Annotated in this window: 18 protein-coding genes, 1 tRNA gene and 1 rRNA gene; 19 read left to right on the top strand and 1 reads right to left on the bottom strand. The window is 34.3% G+C overall.

What is annotated here, in order from left to right; all coding sequences use genetic code 11:
* Positions 1 to 35: 35 nt before the first annotated feature.
* From ABWU45_RS02495 to rnc, 19 genes are all read left to right on the top strand, one after another.
* Positions 36 to 1,539, top strand: a 16S ribosomal RNA gene (locus ABWU45_RS02495).
* 102 nt (positions 1,540 to 1,641) lie between these two features.
* Positions 1,642 to 2,019, top strand: a complete 378-nt coding sequence (sdhC, locus tag ABWU45_RS02500; protein ID WP_010407125.1) for a succinate dehydrogenase, cytochrome b556 subunit — start codon at positions 1,642 to 1,644, stop codon at positions 2,017 to 2,019.
* On the top strand, positions 2,016 to 2,381 hold the full coding sequence (gene sdhD, locus ABWU45_RS02505; protein ID WP_010407127.1) for a succinate dehydrogenase, hydrophobic membrane anchor protein: 366 nt from the start codon (positions 2,016 to 2,018) through the stop codon (positions 2,379 to 2,381). The genes sdhC and sdhD overlap by 4 nt, the downstream gene beginning before the upstream one ends.
* A gap of 76 nt (positions 2,382 to 2,457) precedes the next feature.
* A complete protein-coding gene (locus ABWU45_RS02510; RefSeq protein ID WP_353278876.1) occupies positions 2,458 to 3,699 on the top strand; it encodes a hypothetical protein in 1,242 nt (413 codons plus the stop codon).
* 109 nt (positions 3,700 to 3,808) lie between these two features.
* Positions 3,809 to 5,110, top strand: coding sequence for a sugar phosphate nucleotidyltransferase (locus ABWU45_RS02515; protein ID WP_353278877.1), 1,302 nt, complete (start codon positions 3,809 to 3,811; stop codon positions 5,108 to 5,110).
* A 116-nt stretch (positions 5,111 to 5,226) separates the two neighbouring features.
* A complete protein-coding gene (locus tag ABWU45_RS02520; RefSeq protein ID WP_353278879.1) occupies positions 5,227 to 6,456 on the top strand; it encodes a lipoprotein-releasing ABC transporter permease subunit in 1,230 nt (409 codons plus the stop codon).
* On the top strand, positions 6,449 to 7,180 hold the full coding sequence (locus tag ABWU45_RS02525; protein WP_353278881.1) for a hypothetical protein: 732 nt from the start codon (positions 6,449 to 6,451) through the stop codon (positions 7,178 to 7,180). The genes ABWU45_RS02520 and ABWU45_RS02525 overlap by 8 nt, the downstream gene beginning before the upstream one ends.
* The gene (locus tag ABWU45_RS02530) at positions 7,177 to 8,397 is read left to right on the top strand and encodes a tetratricopeptide repeat protein (RefSeq protein WP_264682602.1); all 1,221 of its coding nucleotides are present in this window, start codon (positions 7,177 to 7,179) and stop codon (positions 8,395 to 8,397) included. The genes ABWU45_RS02525 and ABWU45_RS02530 overlap by 4 nt, the downstream gene beginning before the upstream one ends.
* Before the next feature lie 166 nt (positions 8,398 to 8,563).
* Positions 8,564 to 9,436, top strand: a complete 873-nt coding sequence (gene atpG / locus ABWU45_RS02535) for an ATP synthase F1 subunit gamma (protein WP_353278883.1) — start codon at positions 8,564 to 8,566, stop codon at positions 9,434 to 9,436.
* 18 nt (positions 9,437 to 9,454) lie between these two features.
* Positions 9,455 to 10,789 carry a TldD/PmbA family protein gene (locus ABWU45_RS02540; protein WP_353278885.1) on the top strand — a complete coding sequence of 445 codons (1,335 nt, stop codon included), beginning with the start codon at positions 9,455 to 9,457 and terminating at the stop codon, positions 10,787 to 10,789.
* Between the two features lie 174 nt (positions 10,790 to 10,963).
* Positions 10,964 to 11,215 carry a cold-shock protein gene (locus ABWU45_RS02545; protein WP_007302456.1) on the top strand — a complete coding sequence of 84 codons (252 nt, stop codon included), beginning with the start codon at positions 10,964 to 10,966 and terminating at the stop codon, positions 11,213 to 11,215.
* Between the two features lie 34 nt (positions 11,216 to 11,249).
* Positions 11,250 to 12,476, top strand: a complete 1,227-nt coding sequence (locus ABWU45_RS02550; RefSeq protein ID WP_353278887.1) for a DEAD/DEAH box helicase — start codon at positions 11,250 to 11,252, stop codon at positions 12,474 to 12,476.
* A gap of 297 nt (positions 12,477 to 12,773) precedes the next feature.
* Positions 12,774 to 15,053 (top strand): AAA family ATPase, encoded by a 2,280-nt coding sequence (locus ABWU45_RS02555; protein WP_264682605.1) that lies wholly within the window; start codon positions 12,774 to 12,776, stop codon positions 15,051 to 15,053.
* 56 nt (positions 15,054 to 15,109) lie between these two features.
* A complete protein-coding gene (locus ABWU45_RS02560) occupies positions 15,110 to 16,108 on the top strand; it encodes a molecular chaperone DnaJ (protein ID WP_353278889.1) in 999 nt (332 codons plus the stop codon).
* Positions 16,109 to 16,166: 58 nt separating this feature from the next.
* Complete coding sequence (locus ABWU45_RS02565) at positions 16,167 to 17,063, top strand: class I fructose-bisphosphate aldolase (protein ID WP_353278891.1); 897 nt, start codon at positions 16,167 to 16,169, stop codon at positions 17,061 to 17,063.
* 5 nt (positions 17,064 to 17,068) lie between these two features.
* Positions 17,069 to 17,140 (top strand) — tRNA-Cys (locus ABWU45_RS02570).
* A gap of 107 nt (positions 17,141 to 17,247) precedes the next feature.
* On the top strand, positions 17,248 to 18,045 hold the full coding sequence (locus ABWU45_RS02575; RefSeq protein WP_353278893.1) for a hypothetical protein: 798 nt from the start codon (positions 17,248 to 17,250) through the stop codon (positions 18,043 to 18,045).
* 72 nt (positions 18,046 to 18,117) lie between these two features.
* Complete coding sequence (locus ABWU45_RS02580) at positions 18,118 to 19,185, top strand: quinone-dependent dihydroorotate dehydrogenase (protein ID WP_353278895.1); 1,068 nt, start codon at positions 18,118 to 18,120, stop codon at positions 19,183 to 19,185.
* A 92-nt stretch (positions 19,186 to 19,277) separates the two neighbouring features.
* Positions 19,278 to 19,970 (top strand): ribonuclease III, encoded by a 693-nt coding sequence (gene rnc, locus ABWU45_RS02585; protein ID WP_012481989.1) that lies wholly within the window; start codon positions 19,278 to 19,280, stop codon positions 19,968 to 19,970.
* 52 nt (positions 19,971 to 20,022) lie between these two features.
* Here the strand turns inward: rnc and ABWU45_RS02590 are convergent, their stop codons facing one another.
* Positions 20,023 to 20,622: an SCO family protein gene (locus ABWU45_RS02590; RefSeq protein WP_264682609.1), complete on the bottom strand. Its 600-nt coding sequence runs from the start codon at positions 20,620 to 20,622 to the stop codon at positions 20,023 to 20,025.
* Between the last annotated feature and the right edge of the window lie 8 nt (positions 20,623 to 20,630).

A 20,630-nucleotide genomic window follows, 5' to 3' on the forward strand; every position in this document is an offset into this window, starting at 1 on the left:
CCGATGTACCCTCAACCTTTTATAGGTTGAAGTCTAAATTTGAGAGTTTGATCCTGGCTCAGAATGAACGCTGGCGGCAGGCCTAACACATGCAAGTCGAACGGAGTTATACTGTAGCTTGCTATGGTATAACTTAGTGGCAGACGGGTGAGTAATGTATAGGAATCTACCTAGTAGTACGGAATAATTGTTGGAAACGGCAACTAATACCGTATACGCCCTACGGGGGAAAAATTTATTGCTATTAGATGAGCCTATATTAGATTAGCTAGTTGGTGGAGTAATAGCCTACCAAGGCAATGATCTATAGCTGATCTGAGAGGATGATCAGCCACACTGGAACTGAGATACGGTCCAGACTCCTACGGGAGGCAGCAGTGGGGAATATTGGACAATGGGCGAAAGCCTGATCCAGCCATGCCGCATGAGTGAAGAAGGCCTTTGGGTTGTAAAGCTCTTTTAGTGAGGAAGATAATGACGGTACTCACAGAAGAAGTCCTGGCTAACTCCGTGCCAGCAGCCGCGGTAATACGGAGAGGGCTAGCGTTATTCGGAATTATTGGGCGTAAAGGGCGCGTAGGCTGGTTAATAAGTTAAAAGTGAAATCCCGAGGCTTAACCTTGGAATTGCTTTTAAAACTATTAATCTAGAGATTGAAAGAGGATAGAGGAATTCCTGATGTAGAGGTAAAATTCGTAAATATTAGGAGGAACACCAGTGGCGAAGGCGTCTATCTGGTTCAAATCTGACGCTGAAGCGCGAAGGCGTGGGGAGCAAACAGGATTAGATACCCTGGTAGTCCACGCTGTAAACGATGAATGTTAAATATGGGAAGTTTACTTTCTGTATTACAGCTAACGCGTTAAACATTCCGCCTGGGGACTACGGTCGCAAGATTAAAACTCAAAGGAATTGACGGGGACCCGCACAAGCGGTGGAGCATGTGGTTTAATTCGATGCAACGCGAAAAACCTTACCACTTCTTGACATGGAAATCATACCTATTCGAAGGGATAGGGTCGGTTCGGCCGGATTTTACACAAGTGTTGCATGGCTGTCGTCAGCTCGTGTCGTGAGATGTTGGGTTAAGTCCCGCAACGAGCGCAACCCTCATCCTTAGTTGCTATCAGGTAATGCTGAGTACTTTAAGGAAACTGCCAGTGATAAGCTGGAGGAAGGTGGGGATGATGTCAAGTCATCATGGCCTTTATGGAGTGGGCTACACACGTGCTACAATGGTGTCTACAATGGGCTGCAAGGTGCGCAAGCCTAAGCTAATCCCTAAAAGACATCTCAGTTCGGATTGTACTCTGCAACTCGAGTACATGAAGTTGGAATCGCTAGTAATCGTGGATCAGCATGCCACGGTGAATACGTTCTCGGGTCTTGTACACACTGCCCGTCACGCCATGGGAATTGGTTTCACTCGAAGCTAATGGCCTAACCGCAAGGAAGGAGTTATTTAAAGTGGGATCAGTGACTGGGGTGAAGTCGTAACAAGGTAGCAGTAGGGGAATCTGCAGCTGGATTACCTCCTTAGGCTTTGTACGTAATTCACCATTTCAAATAATAGTGTCATTATGTACTATACTGCTGTCTTTACTTCTACTTTATTTTTTAATTTCTCGATAACGAAATTTTATGAGTAACAGGCCTCTTTCCCCACATTTACAAATATATAAAGTACAAGTTACTAGTTTTTTTTCTATTATGCATAGATTGACTGGTATCTTGCTATTTCTTTTATTAATCATACTTTCTTGGTATTTTATATTATATGTTTACTCCCCTAAGTTAATTATAGTAAGGTGCTTAAATGCATTATTGTTCACTCCTGTTGCTAAATTAGCTTATATCTTATGCTTTGTAAGCTTTATGTATCATTTTCTTAATGGTATTCGTCATTTATTGTGGGATGCTGGGCTTAATTTAGAAATTGCTAGTGTTTTAAAAAGTGCTATATTACTAACAATAATGCTATTTCTTTCTACTATGGCTTTTTTATTTATATTTATATGAGTCAATCTGTAAATTCAGTACATCATTGGTGGATCCAGCGTGTTTCTGCGGTGATTTTGTTATTTTTATTTCCTTGGTTTATTTACTCATTTTCTTGCACATTTTATGTTGATAGCCCTTTATCTTTTAATGAAAAATTATTTCAGGCTATTAATCATCCACTAGAGCTTTTGTTTTTTGTTATACTGGTGTTTTGCATTTTTTGGCATGCAGTTCTTGGAATGCAGGTAGTGTGTGAAGATTATATAGACAGCGTACCTCTAAGGATTTTTACAATTACATGCATGAAATACTTATCAAGCATTACTTATATAGTCCTTGCTTTTACGACTTTTTTCTTTTATAGGCATATTTTCTTGTAAAGTTGCCAGTTTTATGTTAATATATTATTAGTGTACTAGTTTTATTATTGAACTATAGCGATTTTGGTTTGACAACATGTTCGGAGTGTTAAAAAAAGCAGTAACAGATTTTACACTTAAAGCAAAAGGTTTATTTGCTTCATCTGAATCTCAAATTTATGTCAAGGATCTTAGAAAGGTAATGACCTATACAGATGGAAGAAAATGCAAATATCCAAAGAATTACGATCAGATTGTAGAATCTTGGAAAGTTATAGAAAGTAAGAATAGTGATGGTGAGACTATATATAAACTTTTGTATGACAAGAAAACTTTTGAATTAGCTCTTGTCGAGAAAACGGATGATAGGTCCTATTTTACCATTGACTTTTTAGTTAATCGGGAAAAAAACAAGGATGTTAAGCATTATGATAGCTACTATAAACCATTTGGGTTTTCAAAAATTGATCTTGAAAAACATATTCCAATTTTTGAAGCTCGGGAAAAAGATGATAAGTTTGAGCTAACTAATTCCTCTTTTCTTGCTAAAAAAGGCTGCTCTATCAATGATAAAACAGGAAAGGTTAATGAAGAGTATAGAGATGAGAAAGGGAGAAACGGTAAGCTATTATACACTAGTAATTATAAAAAACTAAGCACCCATTTTTCTGAAATTAGAGACCAGAGTGGTAATCTAGAACTGGATAAGAGTCTTATATCTGTTCCTATTGTTTCTGCTGCGGGTTTAGCTAAGATTTGCGCTAAACTGTTAACTTTTATTCCTATGAAATTAGGGGAGAATTTGATAGGCAGACAAAATCCAATTGCAAAATCTTTTGGTTATCTTTTTTTCACTCCTGCAGTGGCAGTAAAAAATTTAGTAAATATGGGAGCTACAATACTTAAGGTTCCAATTTTATTATTTGTAGCAAATGAGAAAAAGTATGGTGATGCTTATCTTACTATGTGGAAACATCAATTGAAAGAATGTTGGAAAGAAGTAAAAAGCGACTTTAATGTTGTTACAAATGGGGAAAGGCCAAAGCCGAAGCAGAAGGATCATAAGCCACTTAGCATAGCGGGTACATGGAAAGAGCTTAACGCTAGAAAATCAGATATTGAAAAAAACTTAGAGAAGGGGTTGAGCAAAAATAGTGAAAGTATAGATAAATCTAGAGAACTAGGTGTTGGAGAAAGCTTAAAGGAAAAGTTGCAAAACAAAACTGATGAAAAAATAGCTGCAGCCGTTAATCAAAAAAGCAACACTCCTCATATTGATAGAGAGATAGAAAGAAGACAAGACTCATCACGAAATGTAGGGACTCCATCACGCTCGTAGTCAACCATCACTTTAAATTACTTTTTACTTTAATCATCTCACAATAAAAACTTGCATGCATTTTGCCGTTAGTATAAGATATTAATCAAATAGTTAATATCTTAATTAAATGCGCCCTGTAATACTGTGTGGTGGTAGTGGCAGCAGACTTTGGCCTCTATCTAAGCCAAAGCAATTTCAGAAAATATTTAGTCAGAATACTATGTTTCACAACACTTTGTTGAGGCTAAAAGGCGATTATATGCCACCCATCATTACCACAAATATACAATATGAGTCATTATTGATGCAGGAATTACATGCATTACAGGAATGTAAAGTAGTTTTTGAACCAGTTAAAATTGGGACAGCGGCAGCAATACTAATTGCTGTGCTTCTCTGCGATAGGAACGAGACAATCTTAGTTCTGCCTTCAGACCATTTTATAGGTGATTTGAATAGTTTTTATGTTTCTATTGAGAAAGCGTCTAAGCTAGCCTCTGAAACTGACTCTATAGTCACTTTTGGGGTAAAGCCTCATGAATTCAATTCTGAATACGGCTATATAAATGCAGTATATGGTCAGAAAGAAAAATGTCATATAGTAAAAGATTTTACAGAAAAACCCGAGCGTAAGGTAAGTAACGATCATTATTGGAACTCTGGAATATTTGTGTTTAGAGCAAAACGCTATATAGATGAGATAAAAAAAATTGCTCCGACTCTCTATAATTTATGTTGTGAAAGTATGAAGCATTTTGTACCACGAGAGAGATTTCTGTATTTAGAACAGCAAAATTGTGCAGGAATGGGTGATACATCTATTGATCACCTAGTGATAGAAAAAGCAGAAAATATTGCAATGGTAGAAGCTAATTTTGATTGGATGGATATTGGTACTTGGAGTTCAGTTTTAGAACTGAGTAAGAGATTTAGTGAGAATTTAGTTTCATTTCAGCATGTAACAAAAGGAAGAGAGCCAGTTTTGATGACAGAAAATGATGAAAAGATTTTATTAGGTAGAGTTTATAAACGGCAAAATAAGAGCCTAATGTTGTTCATTAATAAAGTTAAAGAAGCAAAGCCAACAAGGAAAGAGATTAAGCCATGGGGATTTTATAGTGTGATTTTAATGGGTAAGGATTTTCTTATAAAATACCTTTTTATAAATCCACTGAGCTGCACTTCTAAGCAATTTCACCACTATAGAGATGAGTACCATATAATACTATCAGGGGTTGGATGCGTGAGTTTAGATGACAAAACATATGCTATAACGAAAAATCATGTAATAGAGATTCCAAGGAAGGTGTTTCACAAAATTGAGAATAAAAGTACAAGATTTCCTCTTGAGATAGTTGAGTTTCAGGTAGGAAAGTTTTTATCTGATAATGATATAGTAAGATTGGACGATATATATGGAAGGTCTTAATATAGAATATTGAATATATTCTATAAGCTTGCTAAATTTAGACAACCTAATTTGAGGTAAAGGAAAAATTACAGTTATATGAAGCATAAAAAGTATGATATTTAAATCTTAGTATAATGTCTATTGCCTTTGAATTTACTATGGCTATTCGTTATTTGCGAGCAAAGAATTCTAGATTTTGCTCTATAATGGCCTTGTTTTCTATTATTGGTATTGCTCTTGGAGTTGCAACGCTAATAGTAGTAATGTCTGTAATGAATGGGTTCAGAGCAAAGCTGCTCGACTCTGTACTTGGCATTAATGGCCATATTAATGTTTACTTTGATAGAAGCATAAGTTCAGATTACCACGCAGTGTTAAAATCTATTGAGAAAATCCCAGGTGTATTAAAAGCTACTTCTATGACCAATGATCAAGTGATCGTTGCATCAAATGGTGGAATTGTGGGTAGCGTAGTCCGTGGTGTGTCAACTAAAGACTTACTTAATAATACTACCGTTAAGAATAATGTAATTATGGGTAACGTGGAAAAATTCGATGAAGGTATCATAATAGGGGCAAGATTAGCAGAAGCTTTGAATATTGATTATGGTGATAACATTATGCTTATATCACCTGAAGGATTTGACGCACTGTCTGGTGAAATACCAAAAATGAAAGAATATAAAGTTGTAGCAATATTTGATATGGGTATGTTTGAGTACGACAATACCTTGATGTATATGCCCATGAAATCAGCTCAGGCTTTTTTTAATTATAAAGATAGTGTGAGAAATATAGAAGTGTTCATAGACGATATTGCTGCGGCTAATAAGCTAGCAAATGCTATAGTAGAAGAAACAGGAATGAAAGCTGAAAGTTGGCAATCTCAGCAAAGCCATTATGTTAATGCTTTAAAAACTGAAAGAAATGTGATGTTTTTAATTCTTACTTTGATTATAGTTGTGGCAGCATTCAATATTGTTTCAAGTTTGATGATGATAGTGCAAGAAAAGAAATCCGTAATTGCAATTATGCGTACGTTTGGTGCAACAAGTGGAAGCATTATGCGCATATTTTGTGCTTGTGGGCTATTAATTGGTTTTACAGGAACTTGTCTTGGCTCTGTTATAGGAGTTATTTTTTCTCTCAACATTGAAAATATTAGAGTGTTTTTAGAAAACATTACCAACATCAAGCTATTTGATCCTATGATATACTTTTTTTCAAGTTTGCCAGTGATATTAGTTTCTCAAGATGTAGTGAACATTTCTGCACTTGCATTGTTCTTGTCATTTTTAGCAACAATTCCTCCTGTATTGCAGGCAGCTGCACAAGACCCAGCGGAGATATTACGTTATGAATGATACTCGAAAAAAATGCATAGGTTGGTTCTTAATTATATTGTTATTTGTTAGCCATATTGCAATAAATAACATAATATTTTTCAAAATAAATCAGCAAGAAAGTGAAAATAGTATAAATGGTTTAACGGAAAAGATGGATGAACTTAGAGTATTGCTTGAAGTGAATCAATCTAGGGTAGAGAAAAGGATATTTGACTTAAAGAGAAATCTGTACACTCAATGTGAGCAAGGTGATGGTAGTTTAAGGCATAAGAACCTCGCAAAGTTGCTGCTACTTGTGATTAAGATGAAGAATTCGTTATTGCGAGAAGCCAAGTTTGATAATCATATAAATTCAATAAAGCCTTTGATATCAGAGCTTGACGATCCAGAGATAGAAAATGCAGTAAATGAATTGGAAAATTTGAAAGAGTTAGATACTTTACGCGGGTTGAAATTGTCTTTTGAGAAGAACATGACTGTTATTAACTACAATAAAAGTAACTTGTTTAAAAAAATCATTTCAAATTGGATAAAGATAGATGATCGTAGTGATCCACTCAGGTTAAAGCTTGCGGAAATTGAAGAATTAATAAGCGATAATGATTGGCAGAGCATAGCCACCGCAATAAGTGACTTAACATACCCAGAATTCAAGCCATGGCTTAATAAATTGAATGATTTTATTGTAGCTTTCAAGAATACTTCAATAATATATCATCACTTATTACAATACATCTCATGATTTATTTTATAATTTTTGCTTTTTCGTTTTTATTTGGTATATGGATCAAGGTAAGTGGTGAAGTAATAAAACTGGAATTAGGCAATTACACTATAAGTGTTGATCTATATTTCGTTATTCTTTCTTGCGTAGTCTTATTATTTTTATTGATTGCAGTTGCACGTTTTTGTTCTTCTATTTCATCAACATTTGCTAACATAAAAAATAGAAGAAGAAGTAGGGAAGAATTGCTTCTCTTTGAAGCTTTCTTTAGCTTAGACTTAGGTAATATAGAGAACACCAATAAGCTAATTAAAAATCTAAATGAAGAAAGTGATAAATTATCTTTAGTAAAGCTCTTTAATTCAGGTAAAACGGGAAATTACAGCTTTTTCAGCCATAATTTAACGAGTATTGCAAGTAAAAATCGCAACTTAGCTCTACTTCTGATCAATAAACTGATTATTCACCTAAAGCAAGAAAGGTTAGTCTTTCAAAAATTTATAGAATATTGCTCTAGTTCAATTAATGATAAAATTTTGTCTATTCCCTTTCAAATAGAGCATTGTATATTGCAAGAAGATTGGATAAATGCAATTTCAAAGTTAAAGGAAGCTATCAAATTCAATATTTTTCTTCCCTTTGATCGTAAAAAGATGTTAGCGGTTTTTTATTGCGCTTTAGCAAAGCAATACGAAAGTAAAGGAAGTTTTTACAAAGCTATAGATTATTTAGCTAAAGCACAAAGTTATTATGCAACTTTTCAGCCCATCAATTATTTAAAGGCAGAATTATATATCAAGCTTGAAAAAATCAGAAAAGCTTCCACAGTATTAGAGGAAGAGTATAGAGTAAATCCTACTCCTCAATCAGCTAGAATGTATATCAAGTTAAATAATAAAGGCGCTGAAAGACTATATAACTTACGCCCTGATTATTATTTTAGTTATTGCTTGCTTGCTTTGTCTTCAATTAGCTTAGGGAAATATGATCTTGCAAGTCAGCATTTAGATATTGCTATGAAAAAAGCTAATTACATATCAATCTACCTTGTTATGGTACAGCTCAAGATTATGTTGCAAGAGTATGATCAAGCAATTTATTGGTTAAACAGGATGGACTCAGAAGCTGTGCCTGATCCAGGTTGGAAATGTGCTGATTGTAATAAAGAGCTAAAGCAATGGGATTATAAGTGCTCAAGTTGCAATAGTCTTAATTGTATTTACCTTATATTATAAGACTCCATAAGGTTTGATACTTTTACATCGAGATTGCTTTAATATAATCTCTATCTCAAAACAGTAAATCTGTGAGTTTCTTAGTTAGGTTTGACTCCAATGTCAAAAAAACTTGTTTTTAGACATTACCAGTTATATATTTTAATAAATTAGAATTATATACAAAATGAAGAGCTTAAAGGAATTATCCTTAAGAATTAAAAATATTAAGTCTGTGCAGAAAACCACGAAAATAATGCAAATGGTTTCTGCAGCAAAATTATTACAAAGCCAAAAGAAATTATCAAATTCAAAATTGCATATATCTAAGCTGCATAGCATTATTTCTTCACTAGTGCTATCAGCGGATCAAGAGTTACTAGCAAGAATTCTAAATATCAATAATGAAGATTCTTTCCTAGTATTTATTATTGCATCTGATCGTGGTTTATGTGGCAGCTTTAACTCCTCTGTTGTTAAATTCAGTCAGGAGCATATAAACAAATTAATTGCAAATGATAAGAAAGTAGACATTGTTTTTTTTGGTAAGAAAGCTTTTGAGACAGGCAAAAATAGATTTAATTCTAAAAATATCTTGAAGGTTGAAAATAGTAAGGGAATCACACTAAAGCGTGTGGAAGCCTTGGTTAGTGATATAGATCTAAGTAAATACAATAAAGTTAAGGTTTTTTACAGTAAATTCTATAATACCTTCATGCAAAAGCCAATATTAGAAACAATAAAACCATGGAGTAAAGACTCATTATTAATTGATAATTCTGTAGTTAGTCCTCTAACAGATTACAGCTATGAGTATGAACCACAAAATATTGAGTTTATTTTAAAATCTTTGACTCAAGATTATGTTACAGCTGCTCTTTATTCTGCTTTACTTGAAAGTGCAGCAAGTGAAAATAGTGCTAGGATGGTTGCTATGGAATCAGCAAACAGAAATACAAAAGAAATGCTAAATAAACTAGCATTACTTTATAATCGTTCTCGTCAAGCAGCAATTACAACTGATTTGATTGAAGTTATAGGTGGTGCAGAATCTTTATAGAAACTCAAGGAATGAAAAATGAATATATTAAATATTGCAGCAGATATCACTAAACTAATAAAAAAGCAGAATCAAGACGCAGAAGTTACAATATATGAAACTAATAAGACCTCGGTTTCTCAGCGTCTATCAAAAATTGAACAAATATCACAATCTAGAAACTGTACTGTCGGAATTAGAGCTATAGCAGGTAAGAACAAAGCTGCGTATATTTCCACAAACGATTTGAATAATCTTAGTAGTGCAGTGAGCCAAGTGGTGGAAATGGCAAAGAATGCCCAGGAAGATCCTTATATTAGTTTTGCTGTAGATGGCAGTAATTATATCTCTTCTGCAGATTTAAATATCTCAGATAATAATGTTGTAACAATTGATAAATTAAAAGAAATTACTGAAGCTACAGAAAATTCAGCTCTTGCACATAAAAATATTATTAATTCCGAAGGAGCTTCATCTTCACATACTTCAGTAAATACATTATTATCAACCGTTTCTGGTTTTGTTGGTTCATTTAGTAAGTCAACTTTTGTTAATCAGGTTTCTGTTGTTGCTGGAGAAAAGAGTGAAATGAAAATAGGCTACGATTACGATGTAGCATGCAACTTCAGTGATTTAAAAACACCGGAGTCAATAGGGAAAGAAGCAGCAAAAAGAGCAATAGATCAATTGGGTTCATGTACAATCAGGACAGGCAAATTTCCGGTTGTTTTTGAAAAAAGAGCAGCAAAAGAGCTAGTAAAGAGCTTTGCTTCTGCCATAAATGGTAGCAATATTGTAAATAATAGCTCTTTTTTGAGAAATAGTTTAAATAATCAAATTTTTAATACTGAGATTAGCATTATTGATGACCCATTGTTACCAAGGGGTATAACATCAAGACCGTTTGACGGGGAAGGAATAATGAGCAGAAGAAATGAATTTGTAAAAAATGGAGTACTGCAAAACTGGATTTTAGATCTATATTCGGCTAGGAAATTAAACTTGGAAACGACCGCAAATGCAACTCGTGCAAGTAATGCTGCAATTATTCCTTCAGCTAGTAATTTCTATTTCAAAAATGGTAATAGATCGTTTAAGGAATTAATTGAGGAAGTAAAAGAAGGAATATATGTAACTGATTTATTTGGTTTTGGTGTTAATTTAATCAATGGCGATTATAGTCAAGGTGCATGCGGATTTTTTATAGAAAATGGTAAAATAACGTATCCAATACACGAGATTACTGTTGCCGACAATTTGAAAAATATGTTTAGCAATTTAGTTGTTGCAAATGACCTAACTTTCTGTGGGCAGTTTAATTCACCAACGATTAAAGTTAGCGAAATGACAGTAGCAGGTTCACTTAGTGATTAAAAATTTTAGTTGCATTAAGTACAATAATTGTGTACTATTACTATGTAATGTTAAGAATAGACTATGGAGTATAGAAGTTTAGTTGCAGTAACTAAGCTTAAAGCATTCTAAATCGTAATTTCAAAGTTTTTCATCACATTAATAATGTTAGTTAGTAGTTTAGGAGTTATCCATATGGAATTTGGTAATATAAAATGGTTTAATGTTGAAAAAGGCTATGGTTTCATCAAGCCAGAAGGTAAAGGTGAGGACGTTTTTGTACATGTTAGTACATTAGAACGTTCAGGAATAAGACCTGATGAACTTCGAGGAGAGGATAAAAAGAGAGGAATGAAAGGGGAAAGAGTAAGTTATGAGCTTAAAGAAGAGCGTGGTAGGAACGGAGAAGATAAAAAGTCTGCAATAAATTTAAGATTGGAAGATTAGTCTATCGTGAAGCTTTTTAATAGGGTAATGTATTGTGAGTAATTTTCATGAAATGGGGCTTCCAACTTTGCTTAGGCAAGCTCTAAGTAAAAATAATCTTTGTGTTCCAACCCCGATTCAGGTGCAAGCGATTCCTCTAGCTCTTCAGGGCAAAGATATTCTTGGGTCTGCTCAAACGGGAACTGGAAAAACCTTAGCGTTTGCTATTCCACTGGTTGCTAAATTGATGAATGAGCCAAGCATTGGTTCAGCTTTAGTCATCGTGCCAACCAGAGAGCTTGCTCATCAGGTAACAAGTGAGATAAGAAAACTCTTATCTCAAAGTTCTTTACTAAGAGTTGCTTTGTTGATCGGAGGCGAGCCTATTTTTAGGCAGCTAAATCAGCTTCAGAAAAAACCACAAATTATAATAGGTACTCCTGGTCGTATTATAGACCATATTGAGCGTAAAACTTTAGTTACTCGGAATGTTGGTATTCTTGTGCTTGATGAGACGGATCGTATGTTTGATATGGGCTTTGGAATTCAGATTGAAGAAATTATGAAGCATTTGCCTAAAATAAGGCAAACTCTTATGTTTTCTGCAACTCTTCCTGGAGAAATAGTAAAACTTACTGAAAAATATCTTAATCAACCAGAGCGTGTTTCTGTCGATTGCCAGGCTACAACTTCTGTAAAAATTAAACAAGAAGTTGTTTATGCATCAGAATCAGAAAAATATGGCAAGCTTGTTACACAATTATGTCAGCGCAAAGGATCGATCATTATTTTTGTCAAAACAAAGCGAGGAGCGGATCAGCTAGCTGACAAATTGCACAAAGATGACTATAGCGCTTTGGCAATTCATGGTGATTTAAGGCAGCACAAGCGTGAAAGAGTCATTGATTCTTTTCGTCGTGGCCGCAATCAAATCATGGTTGCAACAGATGTTGCTTCTCGCGGCCTTGATATTCCGCACATTCAACATGTTATCAATTATGATGTACCACAATCGCAAGCTGATTATGTTCATCGTATAGGTAGAACTGCACGTGCGGGAGCTGAAGGATTTGCATTATCTTTTGTTACACCTCAAGATAAGAGAAGACTGCCTTCACTAGCAGATAAAGAAGGAGAGCCAAATTTTGATTGTAGTATGCAATCTCAAAAACGTAACAGCAAAAAGATCTTTAAAAGGCCAAGTACGTTAAAGGCTAAATACGGTAGAAAAAAGATCAATGTATTTAAGAAGAAAAGCAGAGTACTAGAAAAAGCGTATTAATGTACTTAACTATTCTTCTATTCTTTAAAAGCTCCAGTAAGCTTGCTGCAAAGTGAAGTGATTGCAGGATGGTAGAAAGAATATATAGCTAGCCCAAATTAGATTTACCTACAATTTGATAATCTTAATTCTGCTGCTTATAACGTTTTGAGATTATCACAACGGTATAATGTTAGGCTGTGTGGACTATAATCTGTAGCTTAATTCAATTTGGCTACAACGAGCTGCTAGATTTCAGTTTTTTTAATAATTGTGTGCTACTAATTATATATAAATTTACACTTTTAAAGAGAATAGATGATTTCTAAAAATTTAGAGGCAAGTTTAAATAGAGCGTTACAGATTGCTTCTGATTGTAAGCTTAAATATGCAAAAGTGGAACATTTGTTGCTAGCATTAACCAAAGATGTGGATGTAAATTATGTTTTATCAAGATGTAACATCAGAGCTGGTGAAATCATAAATATAGATAATATTATATTAAGGAATGATCGTGGTAATAATACAAAAGGTTTTTTACAAGACAACTCCGAATTAACTGTCAATAAAGTTGAGCCTGATGTGCTATTTCAACGCATAATACATAAAGCCATGATACGAGCTCATCGTCTGGGAAGAAAAGAAATAAATGGAGCAAGTATTCTATTAGAGATTCTGTCTGAGCAAGATTTATACATTGAAGAGCTATTATGCAAACAGAATGCAAAGGATTCTAATTTGATTTATAACATATCCAATATAAAATATTCAGGTGATATAGAAGAATATGTAACTAATCGCAAGATAAAACTTGATAAGAATAACGATATCTCTACTGTAGCAAATAAAGGTGAATTATTAAAAGATGAAGAAGTTCTACAAAATTATTGTAGAAATTTAAATGATTATGCAAGAAGCAAAAAAATAGATTATGTCATTGGTCGTGATTATGAATTAAATCGCACTATAGAAATCTTGCTAAGACGCAGAAAAAATAACCCTTTATATGTCGGAGAACCAGGTGTTGGTAAAACAACAATAGTTGAAGGCTTGGTATTGAAAATTATTGAAGGTAGTGTTCCGAGTGCACTGAGATCCAGCATAATTTATGCTTTGGATTTAGGATCACTTCTTGCAGGAACACGCTATAGAGGTGACTTCGAAGAGAGAATAAAATCTATAATAAAAGTAATTGAGGCAAAACCTGGCGCTATTCTTTTCATTGATGAAATACACACTATTATTGGAGCAGGTTCAACAAGTGGCAGCTTTCTTGATGCTGGCAATCTGCTCAAACCTGCACTTGCAAGAGGTGCGTTGCGTTGTATAGGTGCAACTACATATAGAGAATATAGCAATAGCTTTGAAAAGGATAAAGCATTAGCAAGGAGGTTTCAAAAAATTAATGTAAAAGAGTCTTCTATTAATGATACAGTAAAGATACTAGATGGTATAAAGCATTACTATGAAAGGTATCATGGAGTATATTACACGAAACATGCCATTAAATCTGCAGCTGAACTTTCACACAAGTATATTACTGGGCGAATATTACCTGATAAAGCAGTTGATGTTATAGATGAAGCAGGGGCATATTGTAAGTTACAAAAAAGCAGGCGAAAAATTATAAACAGTAGAGACATTAAGAGTACTATCGCTAGGATTACAAACGTACCTTGCGGGTTTGATGATATGCAAAGAGTAAAATCTTTGAAAGAAAATCTCAATAGGGCCATTTTTGGTCAAGAGCAAGCGATAGAGTTTCTCGTTAATTCTATTAAAATTGCTAAATCTGGTCTGAGAAGTTACAATAAACCCTTGGCAAAGTATCTTTTTGCAGGGCCAACTGGTGTAGGTAAGACTGAGCTTGCGAAGCAACTAGCACAAAATATGGGTATGAACCTTATTCGGTTTGATATGTCTGAGTATATGGAACCTCACACAATATCTAGAATGATTGGTTCCCCTCCTGGATATGTGGGTTACGACCAAGGTGGATTGCTTACAGAATCTGTATCTAATAATCAATATAGCGTAGTACTTCTTGATGAAATTGAGAAAGCTCATAGTGATATTTATAATATATTACTACAAATCATGGATTATGGTTGTGTTACAGACACTTACGGACGTAAGGTTAATTTTTCCAATACGATTTTAATTATGACAACCAATGCAGGGGCATTTGAACGTAACAAAAGTTCTATTGGCTTTGGGTATAAAAACTTTAACATCAGTGACAGCGAAAAAGCAATGGAACGGGTTTTTAGCCCTGAATTTCGTAATCGTCTTGATGCAGTCATTTCCTTTTCTGATTTGGATGCGGATGTCATTTTGCACATTGTGGATAAATTTATTCAGGAATTAAAAAAACAACTTGTGCAAAAGGGTATAAGCTGCTCAGTGGAAGAAGAAGTAAAGTCTTATCTTGCGCAAACAGGTTATAGCAAAGAAATGGGAGCACGCCCAATAGAGAGGCTGATTGAAAAAGAGATAAAAAGTCATTTGGCTGAAGAAATACTGAATCGTCGATTAATTAAAGGAAAGAAATTAAGGATTTATATTGGTAAACACGGAATTGCTTTTGATATAGTTTAAATTCTTGCTTGAGTATTAAATTTGTAGTATAGTCACTATTTTTTAATGAGGCTATAGTGGCAAGTTTAACCAGAAATCAATATTACAGTAATCAAGATTTACAGAACTTATTTTCAAGGCTGGGAATAAAAGCAGAAGAAGTAATAAGCCAGGAGTTTGATGATGTACTTAAGTTAGTTGAGCGGCGCTTTAGAAGAGCTTCATTAAAATGTTACCCTGATAAAGTAGTAGGAGAGAAAGAGAAAAAAATAGCTGAAGAAAAGTTTAAAAAACTTAGTGCAGATAAAGATAAGCTAGAGAAATATCTTAACGACTTAAAAGCAGCTGGCATATCTATAACATTACAGCGAGAAGTGCAGGAAAAACAAAGGAGAATCAATGAGATTCTATTGCGTAGAGAGAAAGCTGTGAATAGAGCATGTTTATTTTTTATATTAGCAAATGTGGTACTTGGTCCGTCGCCTCAAGTCAAATATTGCTTATCACAACTTGCTAACAGTGGCAAAGTGCAAAATATTGCTTATAAATTTTATGCATTCAGCATCGGAGTTTGGCCATGGTTATTTATTATATCCTTTTGTAGTATTATCTATGCAGCAAGTAAACAAAGAGGCTCACAAGAAGAAAATCTAGATAGGTTAAATAGAAGATACAATCTACTTATTGCTGCTGATAATTATGTGCTATGTATAGCAGCAGCGTTTGCTGTGTGCAGTCTAGTATCGGAAATTGCACAAAATGGCTGGCCTGTTCAATATGGAATGGTGCTTATGGCTAATTTAGTATTAGATTTATTACTTATTGCTTTACTTAGAACTTTTATAAAAGCTTTTGAACTATATGGTGAATACTGTATCCAGTGTTTATATGAAGAAGATGCGGAATTTAGTTATAAAGAAAAATTTGCATGGTATGACTACAAATTAGTACTTATGCCGCTCGTTCTTCCTATTGTTAAAATGTATTTTGAAGATTTAGTTCAAGAAAAACCACAACAGCATACTACTGATCCTAAAGTTACACCTTTAAATATAGGCGTAGGAACAAGAGCATAAAAAGGTCTTTGCTTCAACTATAGTTTTTGCTACACTTTGAGTAAATTTGAAGATATTAATGAGTGAAGAAGTAAAACAAATCCTAAGTTACTACGAAAGTGAAAACCCTGGAGTAAAAGCGAATCTTACTCGCATTCTTATGCATGGGAAACTTGGTGGAACTGGCAAGTTAGTAATTCTCCCTGTAGACCAGGGATTTGAGCACGGACCAATAAAAAGTTTTGAAGTTAACCCTGATGCTTACGATCCACATTATCATTTTCAGCTTGCAGTTGATTCAGGAGTAAGTGCATACGCTGCTCCGCTTGGTATGATCGAAGCTGGTGCTTCAACTTATGCTGGAATGCTACCACTTATTTTGAAGCTTAATAGTGCTAACTCCTTGCACTCGAAAAACTTAACTTCTGATCAAGCAATAACTGCTTCTGTAAAAGATGCGCTGCGTTTGGGTTGCGTAGCTGTTGGGTTTACTATATATCCTGGTTCTGCTAAGTGCTTCGATATGATGGAAGAAGCTCGCGAAATTATAGCTGAGGCTAAGTCTTGCGGCCTTGCCGTAGTGCTATGGTCTTATCCACGCGGTGAAGGAATTTCCAAAGAAGGCGAAACAGCAGTTGATGTTATTGCCTATGCTGCGCACATAGCAGCTTTACTTGGCGCTAATATAATCAAAGTCAAACTTCCAATTAACTATTTGGAAAGGGAGAAAATAGAAACAGAAAATATTGAGTCATTATCTAAAAGAATTGAATATGTTAAAAGATCTTGTTTTGCAGGGAAAAGAATAGTAGTTTTTTCTGGTGGCGAGTCGAAATCAGTGAATGACATATGCAATGAAGCGAAAGAAATTAAGCAAGGCGGTGGTAATGGTTCAATTATCGGGCGTAACACTTTTCAAAGAAAAAGAGAGGATGCTTTATCTATGCTAAAAGATATAATGGATATCTACGCATAAAAAACGGCTGGGTGGCAGAATGGCTTATGCGGAGGACTGCAAATCCTTTTATACCGGTTCAATTCCGGTCCCGGCCTCTTACTCCAATTAGATCGTTTTTTCTTCTGAAATTTTAACAAGAAGTGTGGCTTTTAATGAAATATTTAAAAAAATAAGATACTATATTCAAAATATAAGCAGTAAAATGCCAAAGAGATTAACAGAAGTTTTATTATTGATTGGTTTGCCCTTCTTGCTTACCAGTTGCACTTTTCACTATTTATTAAAGAGCTCGTATACTCATCTTGCACCAGAAAAGTACCCTTCATCCAACAAACAGCCGGTTTACGTCGGTACAGCTTACAGTGCACAGACTATATATAATGCGTTATTTAATGACTTTCTGTTAATAGGTAAGTCATCATTCACAGCCAAACATGGGCGTGCTAGTCAATATGTTAACTATGGAAGAGAAGTTGGAGCAGATGTGATAATCGTATCATTTCAAAATATGCAAAAGGATAAAGAGCATTTTAGCATCACAGAAAAACTATTATGGGACACAAGCTTAACAACATTTCATACAAGGACCATTATAAACTTTGATCAGGACGTACTCTTTCTAAAAAAGGTAGGTGATGCAAAAGCTCCATGGGAATATGTCAAAGGAGAGTTCAAGCTTCACGAAAAAGACGATACTGATCCATATCTAGGGAATTGGATAGGGTATAGAATATGCAAGATTGCAATATCTTCTTCAGAAGATGAATACTTAGGATTTGTAAATGAAGATAATTGTAAAGAAAAATCTGGAATAAATAAGATGCTTGCTTGGAAAAATGGGGATGTAAGGTTGCGGATTAATAAACAATCAAAACAGGGATTTTATTTAAATCGAAATAAGATTCCTATACTAATAAAATCTCAAATTAACAAATTTGGCTACCTCGAATTAGTAGATAAAAATACTGATCAAGTTCTGGTTTCCCTTCAGAAAAATTAGTTTTTACTACTCATAGAAACTATATACTTACTATTTTGATAAACCTCAAGCTTTCTAAGTTATTCTTGTTGCATGGTAAAAAATAAACTAAAAATAAGCAAAGTGTTTTACAAAATGATATTACGTAATTTATTGTTTTTACTGCCGCCTGAAATTGCTCACTCCTTGGTAATAACGGCGTTAAAAAAGATGCCCTCTAGGAAACCTATAGAACTACCTAAGTCTTTAAATGTAAACTTTTTTGGTAATAAAATTAGGAGTCCTGTAGGTCTTGCTGCAGGTTTTGATAAAAATGCGGAAGTTGTAAAGCCGATGCTCTCATTTGGTTTTGGATTTATTGAGGCTGGTACTGTAACTAAACATCCCCAATATGGAAACAAAAAACCGAGAATTTTTCGATTAATTAAAGATGAAGGAATAATTAATAGATTGGGATTTAATAATAAAGGAGTAGACTATTTTCTTAAACAGATAAGTGAAACTAAACTTGGTGATTGTATTTTTGGTATAAATATAGGAAGAAACAGTACATCAAAGGACCAAATCAGCGATTATGTTGACTTAATAAAGATAGTATATGGAAAGAGCAATTATATAGTACTGAACATCTCATCCCCAAACACACCTAACTTGCGCGATTTGCACAATAAACAAGAATTATCCAAATTGTTGAAATCTATCACTCTAACCCGGAAATCAATCGATAGCTCTGAATCCATACCGATAATATTAAAAATTTCTCCAGATATAGATCAGCAAACAAAAGAAAATATCGCTGAGCTTACACTAGAATATAAAATTGACGGCTTAATAGTAAGCAACACTACGATAAGTCGAGATTCTTACTATAATGAGAGTGGTGGGTTGAGCGGCAGGCCATTATTTCAACTTTCAACCGAGTTATTGAGTGACATGTACAAGCTTACTAAAAGCAGAATTCTATTGATAGGATGCGGAGGAATTTCAAGTGGTGTTGATGCATATGAAAAAATAAAGGCAGGAGCCTCTTTAGTACAACTGTACACTGCTCTTGTATACCAGGGGCATCAAGTTGTGAACAAAATCAATCTGGAGCTTGCAGAATTGGTAAAAAGAGATGGATTTAGTAACATTACTGAAGCAGTGGGTTGTATACATTAATTTTGGAAGTTATTGATATTGTTTTAGTAAAGTAGAGCTAACTTTTTAGTGTAGAGGTATGATAGAGAGTGCTTTTCTATTGAATGATTAATATGAGAGTTTTGAACGATACAATATCTAAAGTTATTAATTATAAATTTACAGATTATGCAATATTAGAAGAGGCATTAACCCACCCAAGCGTAAATAAGAGAAATAGCGAAGACCAGGTTGTAAGCTACGAAAGGCTAGAGTTTTTGGGCGATAGTGTTTTGAATATGGTTGTGTCTGTTATGCTGTTTAAAATGTTTCCTGAAGAAAAAGAAGGAGCATTGGCAAAAAGAAAAACGGATTTAGTTTGTGGCAGTACCATTGCTAATGTTGCTAAAGAAATAGAGTTAGGTAACTTTATTATCATGAATAATAGTGAACGTTGTAACGGAGGAAAATGTAACTTAAAAAATTTAGAAAATTCGCTTGAAGCACTAATAGGTGCAATTTATATTGACGGCGGACTTGAGAGTGTTGAGAAATTTATTATCCGACATTGGGAAAAGCTAGCTAAGGACATCCTCGATCCTCCTCAAGATCCTAAAACTTCACTGCAAGAATGGACTCAGAGAAATAAATTACCTTTACCGAAGTATGAGCTTGTAAAACAAACTGGACCAGCACACAATCCTGAATTTACTATATCAGTTTGCATAGAGAGTTATGACAAAGTTTCTGCATGCGCTCCTAGTAAGAAAATTGCTGAACAAAAAGCTGCTGAGTTGATCCTAGAAAAAATTAAAAAAACGACTTAGTTTAATCAAAATAGCTGTTAGCATAAATTTAAAGTAAGCTAAGCTCTTTAGTTCAGCTTACATATTTTTTTATCTCAGCCAGAATCTTATCAGATTGACTTTCATCTGAATTTAAATCAGCTACAAAGTGTGTGACATATTTTCCTTCAGGGCTAATAAGGTATATCATTGAAGAATGGTTAATTTCCTCTTCTCCATCTACTTTACTTGCATATACTTTATACTTTGCAACTACTTCATCTATTTTTTGTCTTTCACCAGTGAGCATTTGTATTCTATGGTCAAATTGCTGCTGAAATTCTTTAAGCCTTTCTGTATTATCGCGCTCAGGATCAACTGTGATAAAAAATGTTTGTAGCTTGTTGTCAGTTTTCTCGTCTAACTTTGCAAGTGTTTCTGAAATTATTCCAAGGTTCATAGGGCAAATTCTTTTACATGAGGAAAATCCAAAAAAAATCATCATATACTTATCTTTGAAATCACTACTGCGTACTATTTGCCCGTTTTGGTTAATCAAAGAAAAATCCCCACCTATTTTAATTTCTGTATTGTATGGGACAAAGATGCCTTTCTTAGTAAAATAACAATAACCTAAGAAGACAGCTGCTAATGCTATTAGTAGACTAGACAATAACCTTATAGACTTTACCATTAAAGCGT

Source organism: Wolbachia endosymbiont (group B) of Longitarsus flavicornis (genome assembly GCF_964028135.1).
Lineage (GTDB): Bacteria > Pseudomonadota > Alphaproteobacteria > Rickettsiales > Anaplasmataceae > Wolbachia.

Excerpts from the sequence above, each read along its gene's own strand:
- ABWU45_RS02580 (WP_353278895.1), top strand. The coding sequence starts at position 18,118 with ATGGTAAAAAATAAACTAAAAATAAGCAAAGTGTTTTACAAAATGATA.
- ABWU45_RS02540 (WP_353278885.1), top strand. The coding sequence starts at position 9,455 with ATGAATATATTAAATATTGCAGCAGATATCACTAAACTAATAAAAAAG.
- ABWU45_RS02575 (WP_353278893.1), top strand. The coding sequence starts at position 17,248 with ATGCCAAAGAGATTAACAGAAGTTTTATTATTGATTGGTTTGCCCTTC.
- ABWU45_RS02520 (WP_353278879.1), top strand. The coding sequence starts at position 5,227 with ATGTCTATTGCCTTTGAATTTACTATGGCTATTCGTTATTTGCGAGCA.
- ABWU45_RS02565 (WP_353278891.1), top strand. The coding sequence starts at position 16,167 with ATGAGTGAAGAAGTAAAACAAATCCTAAGTTACTACGAAAGTGAAAAC.
- atpG (WP_353278883.1), top strand. The coding sequence starts at position 8,564 with ATGAAGAGCTTAAAGGAATTATCCTTAAGAATTAAAAATATTAAGTCT.
- rnc (WP_012481989.1), top strand. The coding sequence starts at position 19,278 with ATGAGAGTTTTGAACGATACAATATCTAAAGTTATTAATTATAAATTT.
- ABWU45_RS02530 (WP_264682602.1), top strand. The coding sequence starts at position 7,177 with ATGATTTATTTTATAATTTTTGCTTTTTCGTTTTTATTTGGTATATGG.
- ABWU45_RS02555 (WP_264682605.1), top strand. The coding sequence starts at position 12,774 with ATGATTTCTAAAAATTTAGAGGCAAGTTTAAATAGAGCGTTACAGATT.
- ABWU45_RS02590 (WP_264682609.1), bottom strand. The coding sequence starts at position 20,622 with ATGGTAAAGTCTATAAGGTTATTGTCTAGTCTACTAATAGCATTAGCA.
- ABWU45_RS02545 (WP_007302456.1), top strand. The coding sequence starts at position 10,964 with ATGGAATTTGGTAATATAAAATGGTTTAATGTTGAAAAAGGCTATGGT.
- ABWU45_RS02510 (WP_353278876.1), top strand. The coding sequence starts at position 2,458 with ATGTTCGGAGTGTTAAAAAAAGCAGTAACAGATTTTACACTTAAAGCA.
- ABWU45_RS02525 (WP_353278881.1), top strand. The coding sequence starts at position 6,449 with ATGAATGATACTCGAAAAAAATGCATAGGTTGGTTCTTAATTATATTG.
- sdhC (WP_010407125.1), top strand. The coding sequence starts at position 1,642 with ATGAGTAACAGGCCTCTTTCCCCACATTTACAAATATATAAAGTACAA.
- sdhD (WP_010407127.1), top strand. The coding sequence starts at position 2,016 with ATGAGTCAATCTGTAAATTCAGTACATCATTGGTGGATCCAGCGTGTT.
- ABWU45_RS02515 (WP_353278877.1), top strand. The coding sequence starts at position 3,809 with ATGCGCCCTGTAATACTGTGTGGTGGTAGTGGCAGCAGACTTTGGCCT.